Annotated in this window: 25 protein-coding genes and 1 tRNA gene; 13 read left to right on the top strand and 13 right to left on the bottom strand. The window is 38.9% G+C overall.

What is annotated here, in order from left to right:
- Nucleotides 1-464 precede the first annotated feature (464 nt).
- From HG267_RS39130 to HG267_RS39115, 4 genes are all read left to right on the top strand, one after another.
- Complete coding sequence (locus tag HG267_RS39130) at nucleotides 465-4,214, top strand: CHAT domain-containing tetratricopeptide repeat protein (protein ID WP_045874810.1); 3,750 nt, start codon at nucleotides 465-467, stop codon at nucleotides 4,212-4,214.
- Nucleotides 4,215-4,358: 144 nt separating this feature from the next.
- Complete coding sequence (locus HG267_RS39125) at nucleotides 4,359-4,652, top strand: plasmid pRiA4b ORF-3 family protein (protein WP_045874811.1); 294 nt, start codon at nucleotides 4,359-4,361, stop codon at nucleotides 4,650-4,652.
- 119 nt (nucleotides 4,653-4,771) lie between these two features.
- Nucleotides 4,772-4,860 (top strand) — tRNA-OTHER (locus HG267_RS39120).
- 219 nt (nucleotides 4,861-5,079) lie between these two features.
- Complete coding sequence (locus HG267_RS39115; RefSeq protein ID WP_228045761.1) at nucleotides 5,080-5,184, top strand: IS66 family transposase; 105 nt, start codon at nucleotides 5,080-5,082, stop codon at nucleotides 5,182-5,184.
- Nucleotides 5,185-5,528: 344 nt separating this feature from the next.
- On the opposite strand, the gene HG267_RS39110 is transcribed toward HG267_RS39115, so the two are convergent.
- The 12 genes from HG267_RS39110 to HG267_RS39055 form a co-directional block, all read right to left on the bottom strand.
- On the bottom strand, nucleotides 5,529-6,194 hold the full coding sequence (locus HG267_RS39110; protein WP_045874812.1) for a hypothetical protein: 666 nt from the start codon (nucleotides 6,192-6,194) through the stop codon (nucleotides 5,529-5,531).
- Between the two features lie 2 nt (nucleotides 6,195-6,196).
- Nucleotides 6,197-6,661 carry a hypothetical protein gene (locus HG267_RS39105; protein ID WP_045874813.1) on the bottom strand — a complete coding sequence of 155 codons (465 nt, stop codon included), beginning with the start codon at nucleotides 6,659-6,661 and terminating at the stop codon, nucleotides 6,197-6,199.
- A gap of 3 nt (nucleotides 6,662-6,664) precedes the next feature.
- On the bottom strand, nucleotides 6,665-7,690 hold the full coding sequence (locus HG267_RS39100; RefSeq protein WP_045874814.1) for a tyrosine-type recombinase/integrase: 1,026 nt from the start codon (nucleotides 7,688-7,690) through the stop codon (nucleotides 6,665-6,667).
- Between the two features lie 165 nt (nucleotides 7,691-7,855).
- A complete protein-coding gene (locus HG267_RS39095) occupies nucleotides 7,856-8,269 on the bottom strand; it encodes an HNH endonuclease (protein ID WP_045874815.1) in 414 nt (137 codons plus the stop codon).
- A gap of 9 nt (nucleotides 8,270-8,278) precedes the next feature.
- Nucleotides 8,279-8,665, bottom strand: coding sequence for a hypothetical protein (locus HG267_RS39090; RefSeq protein WP_228045762.1), 387 nt, complete (start codon nucleotides 8,663-8,665; stop codon nucleotides 8,279-8,281).
- 220 nt (nucleotides 8,666-8,885) lie between these two features.
- Nucleotides 8,886-9,299: an anaerobic ribonucleoside-triphosphate reductase gene (locus HG267_RS39085; protein WP_263420099.1), complete on the bottom strand. Its 414-nt coding sequence runs from the start codon at nucleotides 9,297-9,299 to the stop codon at nucleotides 8,886-8,888.
- Nucleotides 9,300-9,406: 107 nt separating this feature from the next.
- The gene (locus tag HG267_RS39080; protein ID WP_263420098.1) at nucleotides 9,407-9,706 is read right to left on the bottom strand and encodes a TniQ family protein; all 300 of its coding nucleotides are present in this window, start codon (nucleotides 9,704-9,706) and stop codon (nucleotides 9,407-9,409) included.
- Complete coding sequence (locus HG267_RS39075; RefSeq protein WP_263420097.1) at nucleotides 9,696-9,938, bottom strand: hypothetical protein; 243 nt, start codon at nucleotides 9,936-9,938, stop codon at nucleotides 9,696-9,698. Before HG267_RS39075 ends, HG267_RS39080 begins: the two co-directional genes overlap by 11 nt.
- The gene (locus tag HG267_RS39070; protein WP_263420096.1) at nucleotides 9,889-10,362 is read right to left on the bottom strand and encodes a TniB family NTP-binding protein; all 474 of its coding nucleotides are present in this window, start codon (nucleotides 10,360-10,362) and stop codon (nucleotides 9,889-9,891) included. The genes HG267_RS39075 and HG267_RS39070 overlap by 50 nt, the downstream gene beginning before the upstream one ends.
- 172 nt (nucleotides 10,363-10,534) lie before the next feature.
- A complete protein-coding gene (locus tag HG267_RS39065) occupies nucleotides 10,535-10,825 on the bottom strand; it encodes a hypothetical protein (protein WP_263420095.1) in 291 nt (96 codons plus the stop codon).
- Nucleotides 10,816-11,826 (bottom strand): Mu transposase C-terminal domain-containing protein, encoded by a 1,011-nt coding sequence (locus HG267_RS39060; protein WP_411863279.1) that lies wholly within the window; start codon nucleotides 11,824-11,826, stop codon nucleotides 10,816-10,818. Before HG267_RS39060 ends, HG267_RS39065 begins: the two co-directional genes overlap by 10 nt.
- A 328-nt stretch (nucleotides 11,827-12,154) precedes the next feature.
- Entirely contained in the window at nucleotides 12,155-13,546 is a 1,392-nt protein-coding gene (locus HG267_RS39055) for a heteromeric transposase endonuclease subunit TnsA (RefSeq protein ID WP_263420094.1), read from the bottom strand.
- 168 nt (nucleotides 13,547-13,714) lie between these two features.
- Here HG267_RS39055 and HG267_RS39050 point away from each other — a divergent pair, with 168 nt between their 5' ends.
- The 9 genes from HG267_RS39050 to HG267_RS39010 all read left to right on the top strand — a co-directional run bounded on the left by HG267_RS39050 (nucleotide 13,715) and on the right by HG267_RS39010 (nucleotide 20,690).
- Nucleotides 13,715-14,869 (top strand): Mu transposase C-terminal domain-containing protein, encoded by a 1,155-nt coding sequence (locus tag HG267_RS39050; protein ID WP_052335438.1) that lies wholly within the window; start codon nucleotides 13,715-13,717, stop codon nucleotides 14,867-14,869.
- Nucleotides 14,853-16,529 carry an ATP-binding protein gene (locus HG267_RS39045; protein WP_045874312.1) on the top strand — a complete coding sequence of 559 codons (1,677 nt, stop codon included), beginning with the start codon at nucleotides 14,853-14,855 and terminating at the stop codon, nucleotides 16,527-16,529. The genes HG267_RS39050 and HG267_RS39045 overlap by 17 nt, the downstream gene beginning before the upstream one ends.
- Nucleotides 16,530-16,532: 3 nt before the next feature.
- Nucleotides 16,533-17,870 (top strand): TnsD family Tn7-like transposition protein, encoded by a 1,338-nt coding sequence (locus tag HG267_RS39040; RefSeq protein WP_052335437.1) that lies wholly within the window; start codon nucleotides 16,533-16,535, stop codon nucleotides 17,868-17,870.
- A gap of 243 nt (nucleotides 17,871-18,113) precedes the next feature.
- Nucleotides 18,114-18,770 carry a hypothetical protein gene (locus HG267_RS39035; RefSeq protein ID WP_045874311.1) on the top strand — a complete coding sequence of 219 codons (657 nt, stop codon included), beginning with the start codon at nucleotides 18,114-18,116 and terminating at the stop codon, nucleotides 18,768-18,770.
- A gap of 184 nt (nucleotides 18,771-18,954) precedes the next feature.
- Complete coding sequence (locus HG267_RS39030; protein ID WP_045874310.1) at nucleotides 18,955-19,215, top strand: hypothetical protein; 261 nt, start codon at nucleotides 18,955-18,957, stop codon at nucleotides 19,213-19,215.
- On the top strand, nucleotides 19,212-19,502 hold the full coding sequence (locus HG267_RS39025; RefSeq protein WP_228045558.1) for a hypothetical protein: 291 nt from the start codon (nucleotides 19,212-19,214) through the stop codon (nucleotides 19,500-19,502). The genes HG267_RS39030 and HG267_RS39025 overlap by 4 nt, the downstream gene beginning before the upstream one ends.
- Before the next feature lie 11 nt (nucleotides 19,503-19,513).
- A complete protein-coding gene (locus tag HG267_RS39020) occupies nucleotides 19,514-19,726 on the top strand; it encodes a hypothetical protein (RefSeq protein WP_045874309.1) in 213 nt (70 codons plus the stop codon).
- Between the two features lie 142 nt (nucleotides 19,727-19,868).
- Nucleotides 19,869-20,240, top strand: a complete 372-nt coding sequence (locus HG267_RS39015; RefSeq protein WP_045874308.1) for a hypothetical protein — start codon at nucleotides 19,869-19,871, stop codon at nucleotides 20,238-20,240.
- Between the two features lie 168 nt (nucleotides 20,241-20,408).
- On the top strand, nucleotides 20,409-20,690 hold the full coding sequence (locus HG267_RS39010) for a hypothetical protein (protein WP_045874307.1): 282 nt from the start codon (nucleotides 20,409-20,411) through the stop codon (nucleotides 20,688-20,690).
- 218 nt (nucleotides 20,691-20,908) lie between these two features.
- On the opposite strand, the gene HG267_RS39005 is transcribed toward HG267_RS39010, so the two are convergent.
- The gene (locus HG267_RS39005) at nucleotides 20,909-21,073 is read right to left on the bottom strand and encodes a hypothetical protein (RefSeq protein ID WP_155539644.1); all 165 of its coding nucleotides are present in this window, start codon (nucleotides 21,071-21,073) and stop codon (nucleotides 20,909-20,911) included.
- Nucleotides 21,074-21,548 lie beyond the last annotated feature (475 nt).

The following is a 21,548-nucleotide window of genomic DNA, read 5'->3' as shown; positions in this document are numbered from 1 at the left end:
TACCCACACATCATCTACTTGTTGCGATCGCCCATCTTCCTTAAAGGAAATGCTTGTTCTGACTTTGACCGTTATCTTTTTGGCGGAGCGATCGCTATTTCTGCCAAGAATATTAACCCAACGGTTCTCAATACTTGTCGGTTAAGGGCAAAAGGGGCAAGATAAAACCTTTAACCCAAACCCAGTCACCTTTTCCCCAAACCAAATTCCGAGTTAAAAATCCTTAACCGAGAAGTATTGGGGGGGTATGCAACTTGGCGAATAACTGAAAATTCGGAAGCTGCTATTCTTCCTATAAGTACGTCAGAATGCAACACTGTTGGCTGAAGTTGGAAAAACAGTCTGTGTGATTGGCTGATATTCCAAGCAGCTATGAACGTTCCATTTAAAGTTTCTGTAAACTTGCATACCCCCATACCGCCGAGAACTATATTGATTTGTAGCAAAAATCAGTATAAATCCTAATGACAAAGCATAAAAAACTTCCTGCGCTGGCTTCTCGCGCTGTTGCTTTATTTTTCGGACTGCTTTTATTATCCGAGTCAACAGCCGCTAGTTTGGGGAGTCATCAGGTAAAAATTGCCCAGCAACCAGCGTCTACGCCATCAGTTCCCTTGAATGCAGAACAACAAAAGTTATACCAACAGGGTGTAAAGCTGTTTCAAGAAGCACAGGAATTACAGAAGAAGGGAACTAAAGAAGGATATCAACAGGCAATAAATAAATATCAACAAGCGTTGAAAATAGTTGAAGAGATAGGGTTAAAAGCAGATCAAGCTTTAATAAACCAGTCTATTGGTTTTATTTACTTTACGCTTTCAGACAATTTCAATGCACTCAATTATTTAAGTAAATCTTTAGGGATTTGGCAAGAACTAAAGCAACCTATACGTCAAGGTGAATTACTCTCTATGATTGGGGATGTTTATGCCAGCACAGGTAATCCCAAAAAAGCAATTGAATATTTGAATCAAGCGAAGTCAATTTTTCTATCGAATAAGAAATTTGAAAATTTAGCTACAACTTTTTACTCAACAGCAGGTGCATATATAAGATTAGGAGATATGAAAAAAGCCATTGATTCTTTAAATGAAGGGCTAAAAATTTATCGTGATATATTAAAAGACCTGTCACAAGAAGCTAACACCCTTAATCACATTGCCTCGATGTATTCTCTTATAGGTGAAACGAAGCAAGCTTTAAAAGCTTATAATGAAGCTTTGGAAATTCAGCGTAAAAATAATGACTTATCTGCTCAAGCGATTACTTTGAGTCAAATTGCTCCTATTTATGCTAAGTTAGGGGAACGCCAAAAAGTTATTTCTTATATTAAAGAAATATCTAAATTACAACAAGAAATTAAAATAGGGTTTACTGATCAGGGCATTATTTATCGAAACATTGCCAATAGTTATTTTTTGCTTGGAGATTACCAAGATGCACTGAGTTTTTATACACAATCAAAAGATGCTTTTGAACAAGCAGGCAATTCTATTCTGAAATCACAAGTCATAGGATTAATTGTCAGTATTTATAAAAATTTCTTAGGTGATAATCAAAAAGCACTTGAATATATTGGTCAAGCGATTAAATTTCAGGAGGAAAATGGTTTTAAGGGAGACGAAGCTTCAAGCCTTAACCAACAAGCTGATATCTATGCTTTACAAGGAGACTATCAAAAAGCATTAGATTCTTACAATAAAGCCTTAGAAATTGAGCGTATAATAACAGATACCAATTCGCAAGCTCGAACTCTTGCCAACATAGCAAGACTATATAGTTTACTAGGTGACTACAATTCAAGTATCAATGCTTATAATCAGTCACTTGATATATACAAAAAATTACAACACATACCTAACCAAGCTGGGATTCTTCTTAATATTGGTAATCTTGAATTTGTATATGGTAATTTTGAACAAGCTTTGATAGCTTATGACCAGGCATTATCATTACATCGAAAGCAGCAAGATTATATATCAGAAGTTCTTGCACTTTGGGGTATAGCAAAAACCTACCGTGACAAGAATGATTACATTAAAGCTTTTGAGGCAGTTAAACATGCATTAGCATTATCACAAAAGCATAACTATTCATTTCTAGAAATAGCTTCCAATGGAATGATTGGTAGTATATACCTTACAAAAAGTGATTATAAAAATGCTTTAGATACATATAAAAAAACTTTAGTAAGCTTTCGTAAAATTGGCTCACTAAATAAAGAAGCTGAAACATTAAACTCAATAAGTATTGTTTATGAGTTTCAAACAGAACATCAACAAGCCATAAATACACTCAATGAAGAAATAAAATTACGACGAACTTTAAAAGATGATACGGGTGAAGCTCAAGCACTTTACCTAATCGCCATCAATCAACGCAAACTAGGAAATCTCAACGCCGCACTTCCCAACATCGAAGCAGCAATTAAAATCATCGAAAATATCCGCAGCAACGTCAAAAACTCAGATTTGCGTACTTCCTACTTCGCCACAGTCCAAAGTTACTATAAATTCAAAATCGACCTATTGATGGAACTGCACAAACAAGACCCATCAAAAGGATACAATGCCCAAGCACTGGAAACAAGCGATCGCTCTCGCGCTAGAGGATTGGTAGAACTGTTAACCGAAGCCCGCGCCAATATCCGCAAAGGTGCAAACCCCGAACTCTTAGCCGAAGAACGCCGTATACAAGCTTTAATTGATGGTAAGGAGAAAGTCAGGTTTGAAATAGTTAACAGCGATAAAATTAAAAACCCCATTTTTAAAGCCAACGCCGAAAAGTTACAAACAGAAATTGATCAACTCCTCAGCCAACAAAAGCAACTAGAAACCGAAATTCGTCAAACTAGCTCAAAATACGCTAACCTCAAGTATCCCCAACCCCTGAATTTACCGCAAATTCAGCAACAACTTGATAAAGATACGCTGTTATTACAATATTCCTTAGGTTCCGAACGCAGTTTTCTGTGGGTGGTTTCTCCCAATTCTCTCGACACTTACGAACTTCCCAAAAAAGCCGAGATAGACAAAAGCGCTATCAATTTATTTTGCCTGATTAGCCGAAATAGTTCTAAACCGCCTTCTCTTACCCATCAAGACAATCCCTGTAAAAACATCAAAAATCAACGCATTGATGTCGCTGCAAAGGAACTGAGTCAACTGATTCTCTCACCCGCGAAAGATAAATTAGCTACAAAACGCTTAGTCATTGTTGCTGATGGTGCATTGCAATATATTCCCTTTGCGGCGTTAGCTGATGTCAATTCTCAACCGAATTCTACACCACAGGAAGAGAAAGAAAAACCCAAAGATGTTGTTTGTTCTACTGCCGGTGGTATTCGTGTTTGTTCGCCAGTACAGCCGCAGAGTTTGAATTACCAGCCTTTATTAGTTAACCACGAAATTGTTAGCTTACCTTCTGCAAGTGCGATCGCAATTCAACGCCAAGAACTCGCCACACGTCCACCCGCACCCAAAGCCTTAGCTATCCTCGCAGACCCAGTATACAACGCTACTGATACGCGAGTTACGAACGCCCAAAATAAACAACTCCAAAAGCAAGATTACCTCAACCTAGAGCTAGAACAGTCTGCCCTCAAGCGTTCTGCTGATATTCTCAATCGCCAAGGTTGGACGCGACTTTCAGGTACACGCACAGAAGCAGAGACAATTTTTAACCTAGTACCGAAATCTCAAGGCGTGCAACTCTTAGATTTTGCCGCAAATTACACCCAAGCTACTAGCAGTAATCTCAATCAATTCCGGATTTTACACTTTGCTACCCACGGCTTTGTGAATGATGCTAACCCAGAGTTATCAGGTCTTGTGCTGTCTCTGGTAAACGAACAAGGTAAAGACATTCGTGGATATCTGCGGTTAGCAGATTTATTTAACCTCGATTATCCAGCTGATTTAATTGTTTTCAGCGCTTGCGAAACCGGATTAGGTAAAGAAATTCAAGGCGAAGGCTTGGTAGGCTTGACAAGAGGATTAATGTATGCAGGGGCAGAAAGATTAGTTGTGTCCTTATGGCAAGTTGATGACAAAGGGACATCTGAGTTTATGCAAGAATTTTATCAGCAAATGTGGCAGCAAAATAAATCGCCAAATCAGGCGTTACGGGCGGCGCAGTTAAAAATGTGGCAACAGGAGAAATGGCGTAATCCCAATTACTGGGCGGCTTTCACCTTTTTGGGCGAATGGAGATAATTGGTCATTGGACGAAACCCAACACCTCAAAACTTGTGGATGTTGGGTTTCAGGTTCTCAAACTGCGATCGCTTTCTCATTTCCCAGATTGGAGAGCGATTTTTTTCGGGGGAGATGGGACTGGCAATGCGGTAAGATGACCCAATGAGCGATTCTGACCAACTTGTTATCTACCAGCTTCATATTTTTATCTTGGGCATCAGCCCCATGATTTGGCGTAGAGTCAAAATCCGCAGCGACAGCACAATCGCCGATTTACACTACATCATCCAGATAGCAATGGGATGGACAGATTCCCACTTACATCGTTTCATAATCAGTGTTTGTCAATATTCACAGCATAGGTGTTGGAAACACTGTGGCGATCGCACTGTGAAAACTCAAGCCAACAAAAACACTTTAACAATTATTGGATTTCCAAACATTCATATCATTTAACGCTTGTGGAAAATTTTCCTTAAGCGTGTAATGTATACGAAAATATCTTGCCAAAACGTTTATCCAAAAAATTATTGATAACTGGCGCTGAAACTCAATCGTCAATATTTTTGGGTGTAAAGATTGTGAGCTAGGCTGGAAGTCTTGGAAAATCGAGGTTAATGTCACCTTCCCAATGTGAAAGTCGTGGGTTCGAGTCCCATCAGTTGCTTCTCTTATTTAGCTTTATTGAAGAGATTTGGGCTTGTTCTCATAGTAAAGCAATTCATACATTCTTCCATGTATTCGCGCTATATTCAATCTGTACACCAAGCAATTGTCAAGTCAGGTGTGAAATTTATCCCGAATAATTGGTCACACAAAATTTCAACCACCTTTAACCCGTAAAGGTAATCGAGGACGGGTTAAACGACGAGTTGGTAATAACTTGTTATTGCGTTTTCAAAATTACAAACGGGATGTTTTACGGTTTCTCACAGAACCGGATGTTCCATTTACTAATAACCAAGCTGAACGTGACTTGCGAAGATGAAATGTAAGCAGAAAATTTCGGGTGGTTTTCGCTCATTCGATTTTGCGGTTTCATTCGCCAACATCCGTTCTTTTCTTTCCACTGCATCTAAGCGTGGTCTTAATCTCTTGGAAGTGATTACTGACGCATTACAAGGCAATCTCTCTGTTTTCTTTTCTTCCAATCCCACTACCTAAGCAGTTACGATTTGGTGGTTTTCTCCCTCATAGAGACGCACTCGCGTTCAATTAGTGGCGGGTCTGAATCCCCCACTAATTGATTCTGGCTTCTGGATTCTTCTTCAAATTCAGTTTGGTTTATAACGTCCACACAAGTATTTTCGCTTGGCAAGCGTTCCGTTCGGTTTACTCTGCCATTACCCAAATATCCCATTTATTATAAAAATCTCCACGCTGTTCCAACGTAAAGCCACCGAGCAACAATCCCAACCATACTTCTACTAAAGGCATTTTCAAAGCACGTTGCAGCTGAGGAAGCGAAATTTCATCTTGAATATTTCCAAGGTAATAAGCGATCGCACTTTGCCACTTCTGGACATCTTCATCACCCGCCAGCTTGTGAACATCTTCTACAGTCCTGACTTCCTCCAACATTTCTAAAACTTTCTCTTTCTCCACAGGTGCTACCACTGAATCACCTTGAGAACTAGTATTTGAAAACTGATGCGGGCCATGTGGTCTGAAAGTCTGCGGTATTGGAGATTCAATCAAATCATCCAAATCCAGTTGCATTGTCGTTCGCACCAACCCAGCAAAGATATCAGTGCTGACAATCGGCCCGTCTGGACTATTGCGCTCGCGCACATCTTGCAACAGCATTACCGCACGAGATTTAAGAATATCTGCAATTTGATTAAACGCAACAGCAGCAGTTTCTAACTGTGCTTCCACAGATAAATCTTGGAGTTCTGTATCCAAACAATCCCACACCGGAGCAAGTGAAGAGTTTGGTGGAGCAACTGATATCTCATCCAGCACATCCCAAATCGTTAATTGTCGATATGCAGTCATCTTTACGACTCCGGATGTAGCGGACAGGGGCGCACTGGACAGTGATCTGGACTAATCTCAAACATATCCTTATATTGATACAGCGAGACACCATATTCTTTGGCAAAAGCCTGCAACACCTTATCTGTATAAGCTCGTATCTTGCCAGCCGTTAGCCCAAAACAGTGAATTGATTCCAAGCGACAAATCGGTTGTTGCCCCAACCACAGTTCAGCACCCAATGAATGTAATGGCTTATCTCCCGGTTCCTTGTATAAGTACAGCACAGCAAAATACGTTGCTGGTGGTTCGACCGCTATCGAATCAATCCCCGAATTATCTTTAGTTCGGCTGCGGTAAAATGAGCGGCGATTATGGCAGACCTTTGGATTCCAGCATCCATCCCCTTGGGTTCCATGTAACACCTTTGCTTTAGCAGTTGGTAACTTGGCACATAACTGACATTTAGGATTTAACGGTTTGGGCATCTCCTACTCCACTTCCTCTTCGCCGATAGCTCGATAGTAAGCAGAGATTGCGGCTTCTTGTTCACTACGAAGCGTATACCGTCGAAATGCTTTCTCGCTAGTATGTCCTGTGAGTTTCCGGGCATGAGTCGGGTCTACACCTAGTAACAACAAATCAGTAGCATAAGTATGACGGAATTGATGAGGATGCAAGTCTTCAATGCTTGCTAATTCCCCAATTTTCTCCACAGCAAAGTAAATACCGTGATAAGAAAGGCGTTCTCCAAGATATGATGGATGGTGCGAAATCATCAGTGGACTGAGGCTAGTTAAAACTTCCCCCTGCGCCTCTCGCCATTGCAAATACTCTACCAGTACCTCTCTACTTTCTTTTCTTAAAGGTACCAAGCGAGGTTGGGCGGTCTTTGTGTCAGGTAAAAACAGCAACTTACCATCAAATGACCCGACATTTAAATTCACCACTTCCCCAGCGCGGAGTCCATGACTGAGAATATGAACCAGTGCAGTATCCCGAACCTTTGTTTCGCCTAAATATTCCAAAGCTGACCACACTGATTCCATCTGTTCTGCTGTTAAACTTTGAGCAGGTGGCAGAGGTACTTTTTCCAACTTTACCCCCTGTGTGGGATTTGTAGTCATCATCTCTGGGTAGGTGAGACTCAACCACTTGAAGAAACTCTTGATAGCTGCCAATCCAGCATTAATACTGCTTTTGGAAAGTGGTTTACCTGCGTCTGTAAACACTTCTTCCATCAAATACTGTTTATACAGCCCTATGTGACGCGATCGCATCTCATGATAGTGCAACTGCGTCCATCCCAAAAACCTTTTGAGTTCGCGTTCATATAGCTTGCGGCTGTTGGGCGCAAGATTGTTACTGCGTAAAAATTCCAATACTTTCACCCACCTAATATCAGTTGGTGGGGTTTTTAAAGTAGTCCTTTTACTACCTCCTGCCTCTCTATTAACTCTGGCATCTTCAATCGGAATTAATTTAATCGGTGGTAAAGATTCTGCGCTCTCTATCATTTTTTATTCAATTAATTAAAAGAATAGTGTTAGTTGTTAACTCTGAATAATGTTGTAACTTGACTGAAAATAATGCTCTCTATAAATTAGCTTTACTCAATGCTCTATTGCAACAACAATTAATTAAATCTCAATTTACTACTCAATCAAGTATGCAATCAATACTTACGGATATTGTTGTTGGCTCATTAATACTTGCCTTTGCAGCACACGATTGGGAATATTGAACTGAAGTAATTTTGCAGTAGCTTTTCCAATCTGAGTTCTTCCCTCAATTCTCGCTTTATCAAAATAGAAATGTTCATCCCAAGTTTGACGACGTGGGTTAAATAATGGGACAATTTCTCCTGTAGCTACATCGATAGTAGCGAAATCAGAACCTTTATGACGATTGCATGATAGGCATGAAAGCGCTAAATTTTCAGCCGCAGTTTCTCCTCCATGTTTCACAGCAATAATATGATCTACTTCATGAGTATAAATTGAATAATCCTGATGAATTAAACAATATTCACAGCGTCCTGAAGCTCTACTTATGACCAGCTTCCTAAGTTCTGTAGAAATTGAATTAGATGTCATCTTATTTGATTACTTTTCCCTAGCTCGCGCCTTGAGTAAAATCATCAGATGTTCTAATTGCTCGTAAACATCTAATTCTGCTATTTCTATTGGAGTGAGTGAACCAGAACGGTTCTTTTCTAATAATACTTGCAGCCGCATTTGTGCATGGGGCGAAACTTTAAACTCAACAATTTCTTCTGGCGTTGGACGCTTAATTAAGAAATCCAGCACTTCCAGATAAACTTTGGCAATTTCTACAGTTCCTATATTAACTTTTGACTGCTCAGTTGTTTGTTTGGGATCGCTATCCAACAATCGCCAAAGCAATTCAGGTAAACGACTTTGCAAAGGTTCTAAACGCCTGACTAGTTCATCTGGTATTTCAATGGTGAGTTTTGCCACGCTGGAAACCATAATGTGAGATGTTTGCTCACATTATGGTTTAGATTACGTTGTAATACAAGACTACAACACAAAATAAGTAACTCTTATCTTTTGTACGACAAAAACTCCGATTAATACTTGATTTTTTTGATGTATGTGACTGTAACCATAAGTTTTGTGACTGTAACCATAAGTTTGCCGGAGCGGCAGGTTTATGGTTTCAAACCCCGGAGCAGGTAAGGATGGAAAATTAGTTCTCATTTATGGGTGGCAGGAAATCAGAGGGCGTATTGGCAGCCAAATCATCGACATCATCAAACCACATACACTGCCAGACAAGCTTGTTGCTTTGATGAGAGTGCATAGGAGTAATCAAAAGCTGTCGCCAAAAATCAACGCTGTGAGTTTGTTCATTGGCTAGTTGGTTGAGTTTCTGGCTACCTAACCACAGATGACAGATTGAGCAATACCCTGGACGAGAATACCTGGATAATGGTGGAAATTTTTCGTGACAGTGAGGGCATTCCTCAATCAAGGGCTGATGGTCATGCTCAGGGCATTCCTCAATTGTGTTAACTAACCATAACAGTGGATTGTAGATGACTCGATTGTTGACAAACCAGTGGTCATAACATACGGGACACCAAGCTTGATGCAAACGCAAAATGCTAAACTCGAAAAAAATGCTGGCCCCATTTTAATGGCCATAAACAAGATAAATCTTGACGCCAGGTCAATTCTTTTAGAGCTTGAATTAGAGTGGTAGCAATGTCAATTCTTTTTTTCGTTGGTAGAGGTGAAAAAATCTTGATCTCTAAATAAATGATTAATGATGTTTATAGAACTAACACTGCTTCTTTTATGCCTCATCAATGGAATAACTTTTGATAAAACTAGTTCTCCGGTAGTTATCGTGTGACAGTCGGCAAGGCGAGCAATATATCCACTCAAGCTTTCGACATAGAGCGTACCGACACCGATTGGTTCGAGTGGGAATAATTGAGAGCGTTCTGGAATTGTTGGTTTTTCTAGAGCCCAAAACTCATCTTCGGTATAATAATTAACTGACATCAAGATTAATTCCTACGGTATCTCTTTTAGCCTGACGTTTTCCCACACGACCTTTCGCTTGAGATGGTTGCTTCACATCTTCATTGGTCAAACTAAGTGCTACGGGAGCAACATCGTTGCGCCATCGCTTCTCTCCAGCTTGTGCTTCCTGTTCTATTTGCTGCCGCCGTGCTTTTGAGTATTCATTTTGTTGAATATACTTTATGTTGAGGGTTGTTGCATTCTCTGCCAAAGCATTTCGTAAAGCTTTTTGTTAACCAAGTTTTAAGAAGACCAACACTACCAGATGAATAATCCAACAGATATTCATATTGTTCTACCAAGCAGGGCTCTTCAAGCAAAGGTAAATGCGCCTGAAATGTTCTGATAATCCGCATAAACTCAGCTATATCTTCTTTGTTATCTGTTGAGTAACGAGGTAAATGTATATCATCGCTGCGTCGGCTAACTTGACCACTGAGGTGACAACAGTTAAGTAAATCATAAGTACCAAATAAAATATGTACAACACCAGTGATGTTGGCAAGAGATTTTATCCAATTCATCTGATGTAACATTTGCTTTCCCCCAGCAACCATCAGCAAATGTTGGGCTTCGTCTATCATCAATGCTGTTAATTTATGGTGCCGCATAGATTTTTCTAAAGCACGACGCACCGTATCGGAACTTTTAGAAGCAAAGTATGTAGTAGAAAGAAACCCTGAATAATTTTGATAATTTAATGAACTATTTGTAGCAATTGAATCAAAAGAAATTTTTTCTAAACATTCTAAAACGCGGAGGTAGTAATCTTTATAATTAAATTTTCCTCCTTCATTAGCAATTGCCTCAATACCTGCAACTGGAATTTGATAAATATGATTTTTTCATAGATGCTAATGCACCTTCCATCAACAGTTTTTCAGCCCTTAGTCGTAAAGTGGTCTTACCTACTCCTGCTGGGCCAACAACAAAGAAAACACAAATATCTGTTGGTTGTTGAAGGTTGAGCAATAAAGTCTCTAAAGCTTGTTTTAATCGTAAGTGTCCAATTGTAATTCCTTGAAAATAGTTCAACCGTTCGGTTAATGATTGTTTCAGGAGTTCTTGTGGAAATGGACGGTTATGTTTTACTGCCATAACTCCTCTTGAGAGTAAGCTTGAATTTTTCCTAATTCTATTGCTGAAGTATTTAATTGATGTGTTTGTGATACTTCTTCTGTACTAATAGCTTCATCACTATCAACTGGACACTGAGTAAGAGTAGAGGATGTTTGTTTCCTACCATTTTTATATATTAAGTCTCGCAAATCAGTTGCAGCTAAATCATGAAGTCTTTGTGTCTGTAAAACTTCTTGAGCTTCTGCTGATTCTAAATACTGTGCAAGTTCTTTAGCTCTAATTGCTATTTTTTGATTATACTGATTTTTTTGCTGTCGTAATTCAATACTTATCAGTCGAATTTCTTTTTCAGAATGACCTTGTAAGGATGAATAATATTCAGATATACAGCGTACCCAATTACCTTTGACATACGCATAAGCAGTTCCTACATCAAATGGATCATATCTAACTTGTACTTGAGTACTTTCAACTTCAGGGTTAAGAAATGAATCATCAATTGACCAATAATAGATATAATTAATTTTTATCCCGAGTCTTGGTATTACTTTTGCACTTCCCTTTGCAGTTGAGGGCAAAGTAAAAATTTTAAAGTTTTCATCATCTAAAATTTTTTGTCCATAGCGCATCCCACTCTGATTCACACCTTTTGTAAATGCAGCATTGGGAGACATTCCCAGTGCCGGATGCTCTCTACTGTCATAAATTACATAAGCATATTTACAAAAATATTCATATAATTCTGGCAATGTCCAGACAGCTTGTACTTTTGGGTTATTTGTTTTATTTACCAAGCGTACTTGTTTAGTAATTTGAGTATTGCCTTTAAGGTTGTAAAAAAATTCTGTGTTACTTGTGCCGAAAAATCTTTCAATGAGTGAACCAAATCTAGGACTAGCAGATGGTCTTTGTTTTTTTGTGCAACTAAAGGCAGCTAGAAGTGTTTCAAAGTAAATACTGCCAAACTCTACACCATTATCCATTACTAATGTTTCTGGAAAGCGGCCAAATCTCTGCACACAAATTCGCAATACCATCATGCAGGAACGATACGATGGCGGGTCAAATGTTAAATAGATTGCGAAAATACGACGTGAGAAAGCATCAATGAGAATAGTTGCCCAAGGTCGGCCTAAAGGGCGCCCAGTGCGCGAACAAACTAACTCGATATCTAATTCTGTATGATCAATGTGGCAGATTTCAAATGGCCGACTCCCGTGAATAGGGGTGGAGAGCGTTAATTCGTGATAAAAAGGACTCTTTTGGTAAGCGGCTCTTGACCCTTGCCTATGGCGAGTTTGTCCTACTTTCTCTCGTTGATTAATGCGTTTACAGAAAGTGATCCGGCTAGGGCAAGGGTCTGTTTTTTCCAGCTTTTTCCCATTCTCTAACCAGAATACCGTAAGTTGCTAGTTTTCCTCGCTGTTTGAGGTTCTCATAGTGCTGTTCAATAATTTGGTCAATAAACTCCCAAGTATCGGGTGAAAAGCGATCTACCCTGTTCCCTTTCTTGCCACGATTGGGTAGTAAGCCAATATAGCCCCAGCCATAATTATTCAGAGCCTGATGATATTTGGATTTCCAGCTACGAACTGTCCGCTCAGGTACAGAACTATTAATTGGCGGACTGCCATGTAAATATGGTTCAATAACTTTATAGCGGTAATTAGCTACTGCTAAATCCTCAGAACTAGCGCATTTGATCTGTTCCCAAATGTCTGTTGTTTTTGCAGATAATGGTTGAATATGAATGATTTCTTTTTGTGCAATTAGTGCATCAAAGTTTGCATGAGTTAACCCAATCAGTTCATTTTCGCTTTGAAGCGCAATCTTTGTGTCTCCGATTTGAATTACACACCAACTTTTACCATCCCAAACCAGCGTTGAACCAATTGCCACATCAATTCGTTGTCCACTGGCGATACGAGCAGAAGTCTTTTGAGCAATGATTAGATCATAAGTTGATGCCATTTCTTGGCTACTGAAAAGATGAACTTTTTCTGGCTCATTCAAAGCTACTGCTTTCAGGTCTACATATATTTGCTTTGTTCCAATCAAGGCATAGATATCATCTGCCCAATCGGTATTTGTTGATTCTAGTAGTTCTTTGAGGGTTACTCCAGGATTGGCATTAATACACTCAACAACTGTTTTTCTTACCTCTTTTTTAACTGTATTTTCTTGGTTGAAATAACCTTGAAGAAACTGATAGTTCTGGTAAGCAATCCAGTTGATTTCAAGATCTGTACGTAAATAATAGTACAGTCCCATTGCTTGAACTTTCATTTCTGCTGGTGGCGCGTGCCAACGACCTTCTTCGCTTTGCTGATAGCGTGTAGGTTGTTTTCTGGCTAGTATTTTGAGCCGCTCACTAGCTTTCCATTCTTCAAATCCCGCACTATTACGCCTCATTACCCAAAAATCCGGAGTATGAGATGTCACCACACAACGTCCGCTCAGGGAATGAAAAGATAAACTTAGACGAATTGGCTGGTCATAGTACTCTAATACATCTTCATCATTTTCGTACTCTACGATCGCTTGCAGTTCTACTTTATGAGATTCAAACTGAATCGTTTTCCCCATTTTGCGACTTGGATAACTGCCGCAAACATTTTTCGCTCCGCCACCTACCTTCCTCACAGGTTCTGAATTCCGGATTTTTTGCACTAGCTCTTTTGTCGTCTCTGGTAAACAAAGGCGGCGACACCAGTCTTCAAACTCTCGGTCGCTGAGCATAGGAAATACCGTAACTTTCGGCAGGTTTATGCTTGATTTTTATACTTTCGGCAAGCTTATCATTTCAAAACTCAACTTTTTCTATTTGGCTACTAAACGTAATAATCTACTTTTGGGCTATGTCTGCGGCAAGGTTATGGTTTCAAAAACGGCAAACTTTTGCTTACAGTGACAAATGCAGCCACAGACAAAATACAGTTTTGTCAGGAATATGGCATTAATATTTCCCCTACAGAATGGCCTTGTCACCATCTACCAGATGCAATTTTGGGCGACCGGGGGGAACTTGCAGGAATGGCAGTAGAGACATTAATTCCGAATCTGAATGTCCGGATTGAAAATGCTGCGCCTTACCGTGCAGATTGGAAGGGTTTAGTAGAGAGATACTTCCGTACCATTCATGGTCATGTCAAACCATTTTTACCTGGTTATATAGACACAGATTTTAGACAAAGAGGTGGGCGAGACTATCGTCTTGATAGCAGGGTTGACATAGACCAGTTTACTGAAATTATTATTCATTTAATTCGCTATCACAATAATCATCACTACTTGAGCAGTTATGATAGGGAAGAAATGATGATTACTGATAATGTCAATCCCATACCTATAGAATTATGGAATTGGGGCATAGAAAATCGTTCTGGTAGACTCAGGACTTTTCCTGAAGATATCGTCAAGCTAAATTTGATGCCAAGTAATAAAGCGACCATCACCGCTCGCGGTATCAAATTTAAGGGAATGTACTACAGTTGTGATAAAGCATTAAAAGAGTTCTGGTTTGAGAAAGCTAGAAGTAATTTGCTTTCTAAGTCAGAGAAATTATTAGATATTTCTTATGACTATCGCCAACCAAATTTTATCTATGTTCGTTCTCCTGATGGTAGAGATTTTGAGAAGTGCTTTCTTTTAGAGCCATCAGAACGTTATTCTCAAAAAAATATACATGACATTGAATATTTGCAGGCTTATGAAAAGTGGCTTTATCAGAAAAGTCAAAGCAATGAACTTCAAGCTGGTGTTGACTTAATTTCTGACATTGAAAGTGTAGTCAACAGAGCTAATGTTTTAGCCTCCGTAACTGTTGATGAGCACCTAAGCAATACTCAAAAAGTTTCTGGTATTAAAGAAAACAGAGCTTCCGAGAAGGCTAAACGACGCGACGACGAAGGGTTCGAGTTAGCTAAGACAGAAACTTCTATTCTGACAACAGTTCTACCGACTACAAATTCTGACTCTCCAGAAAATAAATCATTACAACCTGACCATTTGGAACTTCTAAAGAAGAAACGTCAGGAGCGCTTTAATGAACATAGAGAATGAGTGGTCATGGGTGAAAATTCCCAACGGTGAATGGGCTGCTGTTGCTAAATACAGAGACCACTTGTTACCTGAATATAATACAAATCCAATAATTCGCTCTCTTCCTCCTATCCTGTCTCGAGACAAATTTGTTGAGTATGTGACACGACTACCTGCGTGCAAATCTTCAGAAAGAGAACTAGAGCCGCAGTACAGATTTCATTGTATTGAACGGTTATCGAGATATTTTGACCCACTGAATAAAACAGTCGATTTACAGCGAGTAGTTTGCGTATTAATTATGCAAGGTTATCTGAGGCGAAATCCTTTGCAACCAGAATATGCATTGCGTAGCGGTCAAATTTATCAGGCGGTGCTTTCTGGGGGAGGTTTTAACTTAGAGGAATATGTAGATGTTCCCACCTCGGCATCTGGGTTGACAATTATTGGTCCGTCCGGAATAGGTAAGACAACCAATCTCTTAAATATCCTTTCTTTATATCCCCAAGTGATTGTTCATCCGGCTCACAGTGTTTACCAAATTGTTTGGTTGAAAGTTGACTGTCCCCATGCAGGTTCTTTGAAAGGTTTGTGTATCGACTTCTTCAGAGCAGTTGACAAATTGCTCGGCACTAATAACTTCCAAAAATTTGGGGTAAAACGCAACTCCGAAGATTATATGCTGGCTCAAGTTGCCCAAATTGCCCACACCCAACATTTAGGAGTTTTAGTTATCGATGAAATGCAAAATTTAGCGGCAGCCAGAAGAAATAGTGACGAAATGTTGAATTTTTTGGTGAAAATGGACAACATTATTGGAGTTCCAGTAATTCGCGTTGGTACAAATGAAGCTTTCCCAATTCTTCAAGGTAATTTTAGAAATGCTAGAAGAGGTGTGGGAGAAGGAGGAGTAATTTGGGACAGGATGGAAAACAATCGGGAATGGAACTTTTTTATCGAAGGAATGTGGGAATTTCAGTGGACAAAACAATATATCCCATTAACTACAAATATTAGCTCGGCTCTATATTATGAAAGTCAAGGGATTATTGATATCGTGATTAAACTCTATAAAATGGTGCAATGGAGAGCTATTGCTTTAGGAACGGAAGTAATTACTGTTGACTTGATTCACGCTTGTGCTGCTGACGGACTGCATCTAGTTAAACCAATGTTAGATGCTATTAGGTCAGGAGATGAAAAGTGGATGATGAAATACAAAGATATTGCTCCTTTAGACGTGAATTTATACCGCAATAAGTGCTTGAATTCCCTAGAAGAAAGAGATTTAGAGGCAGTGAGAAGATTAGCACGCTCATCACAGAGGATGGGGAATATATCAGCAACGCTACGCTATGTGATTATTGAACTGATTAACTTAGATGTGCTGCCTATTACTGCCAAGAGTTGTGCCGAAAAAATTGTCGCTTTTCATGGGGAAGATGCAGATAAAAAAATGTTGATTAAAGAGGCTTATAAACTAGCTTTACAATGCGATAATCTTTCAACAGAGCCAGGGGAGCATCGGGAAATTAAAAGAAAACTTCAACCGAAATATCAAGAGAATGATATTCGAGCTATTGTTAAAAATGCCAAGAAAAATCAAACTCCAGCTTGTGAGGAATTAAAAGCTTTGGGGATTATTAAAGACCCACTCACAGACTTTTTTACTAGTGGGTAGTATATGCTCAGTTTTTTCCCTACGCCTTACCCAGATGAGATTTTATATAGTGTGTTTGCACGTTATCATGCTCGAAGTGGTAATACAAAGCCTGATGAAACGTTGCAAGAATTATTCAATTCTCGGAATACTATAGTTAGGGCTGACTTACCTTACAACTTGGCTTTTTTAATTAAAAATCTCCCACTGCTATCTCCACATACAACAGAAAGTCTCATTCAAAAACATACACTTTATCCCATGTATGCAGTCTTTATGCCTGACAGAAAGTCAGCTATTTTGAAGTACATGAAAGGAGAGTTTGGGACACATATTTATCGGGGAATTGGCAGTTTGCTTCATCTGCCCAAATATTTTAGGTTTTGTCCAAAATGTCTTTTTGAAAATTTGCATACATTTGGACAAGCATATTGGCATCGACTTCACCAAACACCTGGTGTTCTTGTCTGCACTATTCATGATGTTGTCTTAAGCGACAGCATTGTACCTATTTGGAGTAATAATTGGCATCAAGTTGGTCTTGCAAGTTTGGAGAACTGTCCCATATCGAATGTAGCCAGAAATTACAGTGACTCCACTAAGGAGTTGTTACGCCTAATTGCATCTGATATTGAATGGTTAATGACCTGTGATTTCAAATCGCTTCCTTCTAAGGAATTAGATTGGTTTCATATCCAATATATAGTTTTATTGATGAAGAGGAATTTAGCGACTCTAGACCGTCAGGTATATGAGCCAGGTTTACGACAGAAGTTTTTGTCTTTTTATGGAAGTGAGTTTCTTGAGGCTCTTGGGATAAACTTCGGTTACAATAACATAAATTTATTTAACATTCTCCGATTGAATAGAGAAGTTTTTGACCCAGTAATGCATCTGTTGATGATGAGATTTTTGAAGAATTCACCCTCAACATTTTTTGCTCGTAAATCTAAATATAAGCCTTTTGGTAAAGGGCCTTGGCTTTGTCTAAATCCCGCTTGCGAAAACTATCTCCATTTTGTGGTTACAAAGTTAGTGATGCTTTTCAACCGTGAAGTATATTCGACATATTCTTATATAAAAAATCCTCAAGGGACTTTTGAGTGTGATTGCGGTTTTAAATATAGTAAAAGTGGTGTGAATTTGAATAAACTTGATAAGTTTCGATTTGAAAGAATCGTGACTTTTGGTCACTTGTGGGAACAAAAGTATTTGGAATTAAATGTTGTTGATAGACAACATTTTCAGCAAACTGCTCAAAGCCTCAGTTTCAATTATGGCAATAATCCGCTGAATATGTTGCGTAAGCTAGAAGCGTTGTGGAAATCTTTGAATGATAGTGTAGGCGCAGACTGCGGTTAATCAGTCCCTAATTGTTGAACTTTTTTATTCAAAAAATCGACCTGCACTCTTCTACATTGGTAAACTTAACTTACCCGTGGACAATAATTGTTCAACTTTATTTTTTCGGCATCTGTAATGGATCACCAAAAATTAAGGGTTGTAGCTCCTGAAATTGTTGAACTTTATTATTCTTCTACATTTGACTCGCCTCTTGTTCTAGCTTTTTATCTAAAATATAGTAGCTAGAACAAAGTGCTAATTATGCCTCAAAAGATATGTGGACTCGGCTTTGATTGTGCTTCAATGATGTTGCAGCCAGGCATCGACCCAGGAGAATGCCTAAATTATAAAACCTGTGGAGCAGTCACCAAGCTGACTCCAGATGAAGAAATCGAACTAATTCGCGTGCGGCAGATTGCGGCTCAAGAAAGGCAACAAGAGTGGGAACGCATCCAGGAAACCTTTAGAACTACGCGCCGCGAAGCGGCAGTGATGATGCTGATGTCGAGAGGATGCCCACAAAGTGCTGAATTACTGGGTCTTACTGCACAAATGGCAGCGATCGCCGCATCTGTTGCACAATTGCATCAAAATTTAAATAATCTAGAAGGATGCTACATTGCTCCCCCTGGCTGTGAAGTACATCATTATAATGTGAAGCGCCCAAGTGGAGTTTACGGATACAATAAACTCACAGCGGATGAGCCAATATTTGAACCGTCCGCAAAACAGCAGAAAGTGAGAGTTATTCATTTAAGCCATGATGACGATCCGCGCAACACCGAAGCAAGACTGGGTATTGCGCGCCGAAATCAGTTAAGTTGTGTACGTACGCTCCTGGTAAAGGCTGTGGAATTGCTACAAGAAGCAGCCAATACTCTTAGTGAACAGTCTTCTGATGAAGAGCGCTCAGTTTGAGGTGTCTTCTTTTTATTTGGCAAACGCTAATACCCGTAACCTAAGTTATGTAATGTAATGTAATGTAATGAGTAGATACTGTAAAATGTTAGTTTTCGTATCAAATGGTATATGAAGCTATCACCTCGCTTTGAGTGGGGACTGCATTGTATTATTAAGAGGCAGTACTCATTGAGAGTCAAGTATGATTGATTTACTCAAGGAAGATTTAAAGCACTCTGAAGAATATAAAGATTGCATTATCAAAGTGTGGCATGATAATCGCCGCAAATGCTACCTTGCCGAACTATATGTGCCGGGGCAACAAGCAGCTGCGCGCCCCGATCTCTTGGTACTTGTACAACGCCACCCTTATCCTGATATCCCAACAGCGATCACCACAATGAAAGAGCAAGTTGACAAACACTACACAGGCGAAAAAATTTGGTGGGATCAGATGACATGACTAAATCTAAGGGGATGAACCCTGAAACATTACAGCTATTGCGTCAAGAATTTAAAAATAATTGGTTGAGGTTTTTTGAGGTAATTTCAATTGAGCCTGGATATTTCCAAAACTTTGAAGAGGTAGTCTTTGCTGTGGAGCAAGAAAGTAGTATACCATATAGGGACTTAGCATATTATGAAAAGAACTTTCTTCGTGGTTGGGATGAAATTTATGGCAAAGCTTGTACTGAGGCTGACCGACGAAAACATGGGGCAACTCCTAACTTAAACTGGTTTGAGCAGTAGTAGATATACTCATGTATGAGTTAGCAAACCTGATAGAAGTAAGGCTTTGGGAACTAGAGAAAAATCTAGAATTAACTAATGAAGATATATTTGAAATTATCTGTCAAGAATACCAGTTAAATGCTGATTCTATAGAGACAAAACTAAGTTGTAAATGTCCATTTGTATTAACTGGCTTATTGAAAGAATTGGAGAATTCAGAAATAAGTAAATATTTGAATTAGTGAGGAATATAAAAGATATAAATCTCCTTAAAATCAACACTTTAATCTGGCTTTATAACTTGTCAGATAGCAACAATTAGTAAACAAAAATAAATGAACAATACACTGCCTAAATATCAAATAAAAGGCAGGAAAATTAAAAATGAATATTAACAGTGAAAATCATGCCGGGTTTAAAAATTGGTCAAAGCTGGTTGAATCTTGGCCATGTATTTCTCCAATAATTTCGATTGATATTGATCGAGAGCGTAATTGCGTGTGGTTTAATGTAGGTGGTGAAAATCTTCCTCTTGTTCGGTACAATATTTTTTCTAACATGGGTGGTTGGGAAAGTGGCCATCAGGCGAATGCTGCTGCCAATCTATCAGCTTTTTCACTAGAAGAGGCAACATATTTATATAAGCAACTGATTAATGGCAAGATGGATAATGAAGTCAAGTCAATTTTGACTCTTGTTGCACTTGCTAAAAAATGTGAAAACAGTTCTCATAATAGAATAGTATACCAGAAATAGGGCAGTTTTTTGGCAATAAAGTTTACTGGTGTGTTGCTGTGGATATTAGGTTTTATATTCTATTCTTGTTGAAGATTTTATGTGGTTTTATTATTTATATATAAAAACGCTTTTAACAGATATTTTGATATCTTTAAGTAATATTGATGCAGAGGAATATTATCAAATATGAAAGATGCCTTAATGGAAAAACTGTTTAATCAAGCAGTAGATCCAATCTTCCAAGCCAACAATTTAACTAAATATTCAGCACTCAAACAAAGAGAAGATGAATTTAAATTGTTGTTTAATATTGAATTAGCAGAATATATTGACTCAAAGAGAGGATTTAACTTCTCTCTATTTATCCGTGACTTTTTGGGTGAAGATAGCTTGCCATATAAAGATGCTGTTACTAAAAAATATGGAGAGCGAGCAGCAGCTTTAATTGGGGAATTAATTTGTATTTGAAAGCTAAAGCTATGAACAAAAGTAGGCAATCGCATATATGGCTTACTCAACAGTTATTATGGATGTCCTGACAAAAGGGATGTACTCATAGATAATCTTTCAAACGGGATAGGAAACTTTGTCTTTCACCAATGTCATAGCCATAATGCCCCAGAAACATGCTCCGCGCTCAGGCTCAACATACTATTGCGGGTTCGGTTTTAACTGTCAGGATAATTCTAATGTACCCGTTCATTAGTCGCCTCAAAATAGTTTCTTTCGTTCATAGCGGGTGGCAGTGCAGCCTGTGCAGTTGCACCTAAGAAACCGTATTTGCTTCGGGCTGAGGAACAAGCAGAAACTGCTGGAAGTTTCGGAAAAGCTTGAGCTTTTCTTAGTGCCATTCGTATCAGGCATAGATTTAAATCAATCTCTATATTCTATTTATGATAACTTTATTTATCGAATTCAAACCGTTCATTTACGCCATACTGTAGTAGGCATCACCGTGCCAAAACGGGAAAATCGTACGCTAAGGATGAAAGCTTTATACAGCAATACTTTCAGCCATGTATCTCTGAAGTGATATTTCATTAGATAGAGACATAACTTGAAATTCCGTTTAAGAAACGTTGATAGCTGCGTTTCTTACTTTGTAGCTGAAAGCCAGTTGTAGAGGGCATTTATCAAGCCTCAACCGCGCAACAAATCTGCTCGGTCGCGGCTGTGCAATCTTCTTAGCGTACGATTTTCCTTTTTAGGCACGGTGACCCTTAGTAGTAAAATTTTTTATTCTCTCTCATAGTAATTGTTCAGAATTAAAACATAGTTTCTTTGTAAGAACTTTACAAAGTTCATAAATATCCTAGTTGTATTTAC

The sequence above is a fragment of the Tolypothrix sp. PCC 7601 genome (genome assembly GCF_025677855.1).
Taxonomy (GTDB): Bacteria; Cyanobacteriota; Cyanobacteriia; order Cyanobacteriales; family Nostocaceae; genus Aulosira; species Aulosira diplosiphon.
Note: the sequence above shows the minus strand (reverse complement) of the source record. Positions and strands in the feature narration are given on the sequence as shown.

What these genes read in the sequence shown, in the direction of transcription:
- HG267_RS39045 (WP_045874312.1), top strand. Translation starts at nt 14,853, where the DNA reads ATGAACATAGAGAATGAGTGGTCATGGGTGAAAATTCCCAACGGTGAA.
- HG267_RS39110 (WP_045874812.1), bottom strand. Translation starts at nt 6,194, where the DNA reads ATGACTGCATATCGACAATTAACGATTTGGGATGTGCTGGATGAGATA.
- HG267_RS39005 (WP_155539644.1), bottom strand. Translation starts at nt 21,073, where the DNA reads ATGGCACTAAGAAAAGCTCAAGCTTTTCCGAAACTTCCAGCAGTTTCT.
- HG267_RS39125 (WP_045874811.1), top strand. Translation starts at nt 4,359, where the DNA reads ATGAGCGATTCTGACCAACTTGTTATCTACCAGCTTCATATTTTTATC.
- HG267_RS39095 (WP_045874815.1), bottom strand. Translation starts at nt 8,269, where the DNA reads ATGACATCTAATTCAATTTCTACAGAACTTAGGAAGCTGGTCATAAGT.
- HG267_RS39040 (WP_052335437.1), top strand. Translation starts at nt 16,533, where the DNA reads ATGCTCAGTTTTTTCCCTACGCCTTACCCAGATGAGATTTTATATAGT.
- HG267_RS39065 (WP_263420095.1), bottom strand. Translation starts at nt 10,825, where the DNA reads ATGGCAGTAAAACATAACCGTCCATTTCCACAAGAACTCCTGAAACAA.
- HG267_RS39015 (WP_045874308.1), top strand. Translation starts at nt 19,869, where the DNA reads ATGAATATTAACAGTGAAAATCATGCCGGGTTTAAAAATTGGTCAAAG.
- HG267_RS39030 (WP_045874310.1), top strand. Translation starts at nt 18,955, where the DNA reads ATGATTGATTTACTCAAGGAAGATTTAAAGCACTCTGAAGAATATAAA.
- HG267_RS39130 (WP_045874810.1), top strand. Translation starts at nt 465, where the DNA reads ATGACAAAGCATAAAAAACTTCCTGCGCTGGCTTCTCGCGCTGTTGCT.
- HG267_RS39020 (WP_045874309.1), top strand. Translation starts at nt 19,514, where the DNA reads ATGTATGAGTTAGCAAACCTGATAGAAGTAAGGCTTTGGGAACTAGAG.
- HG267_RS39035 (WP_045874311.1), top strand. Translation starts at nt 18,114, where the DNA reads ATGCCTCAAAAGATATGTGGACTCGGCTTTGATTGTGCTTCAATGATG.
- HG267_RS39100 (WP_045874814.1), bottom strand. Translation starts at nt 7,690, where the DNA reads ATGATAGAGAGCGCAGAATCTTTACCACCGATTAAATTAATTCCGATT.
- HG267_RS39105 (WP_045874813.1), bottom strand. Translation starts at nt 6,661, where the DNA reads ATGCCCAAACCGTTAAATCCTAAATGTCAGTTATGTGCCAAGTTACCA.
- HG267_RS39055 (WP_263420094.1), bottom strand. Translation starts at nt 13,546, where the DNA reads ATGCTCAGCGACCGAGAGTTTGAAGACTGGTGTCGCCGCCTTTGTTTA.
- HG267_RS39010 (WP_045874307.1), top strand. Translation starts at nt 20,409, where the DNA reads ATGAAAGATGCCTTAATGGAAAAACTGTTTAATCAAGCAGTAGATCCA.
- HG267_RS39080 (WP_263420098.1), bottom strand. Translation starts at nt 9,706, where the DNA reads ATGTCAGTTAATTATTATACCGAAGATGAGTTTTGGGCTCTAGAAAAA.
- HG267_RS39090 (WP_228045762.1), bottom strand. Translation starts at nt 8,665, where the DNA reads ATGGTTTCCAGCGTGGCAAAACTCACCATTGAAATACCAGATGAACTA.
- HG267_RS39025 (WP_228045558.1), top strand. Translation starts at nt 19,212, where the DNA reads ATGACTAAATCTAAGGGGATGAACCCTGAAACATTACAGCTATTGCGT.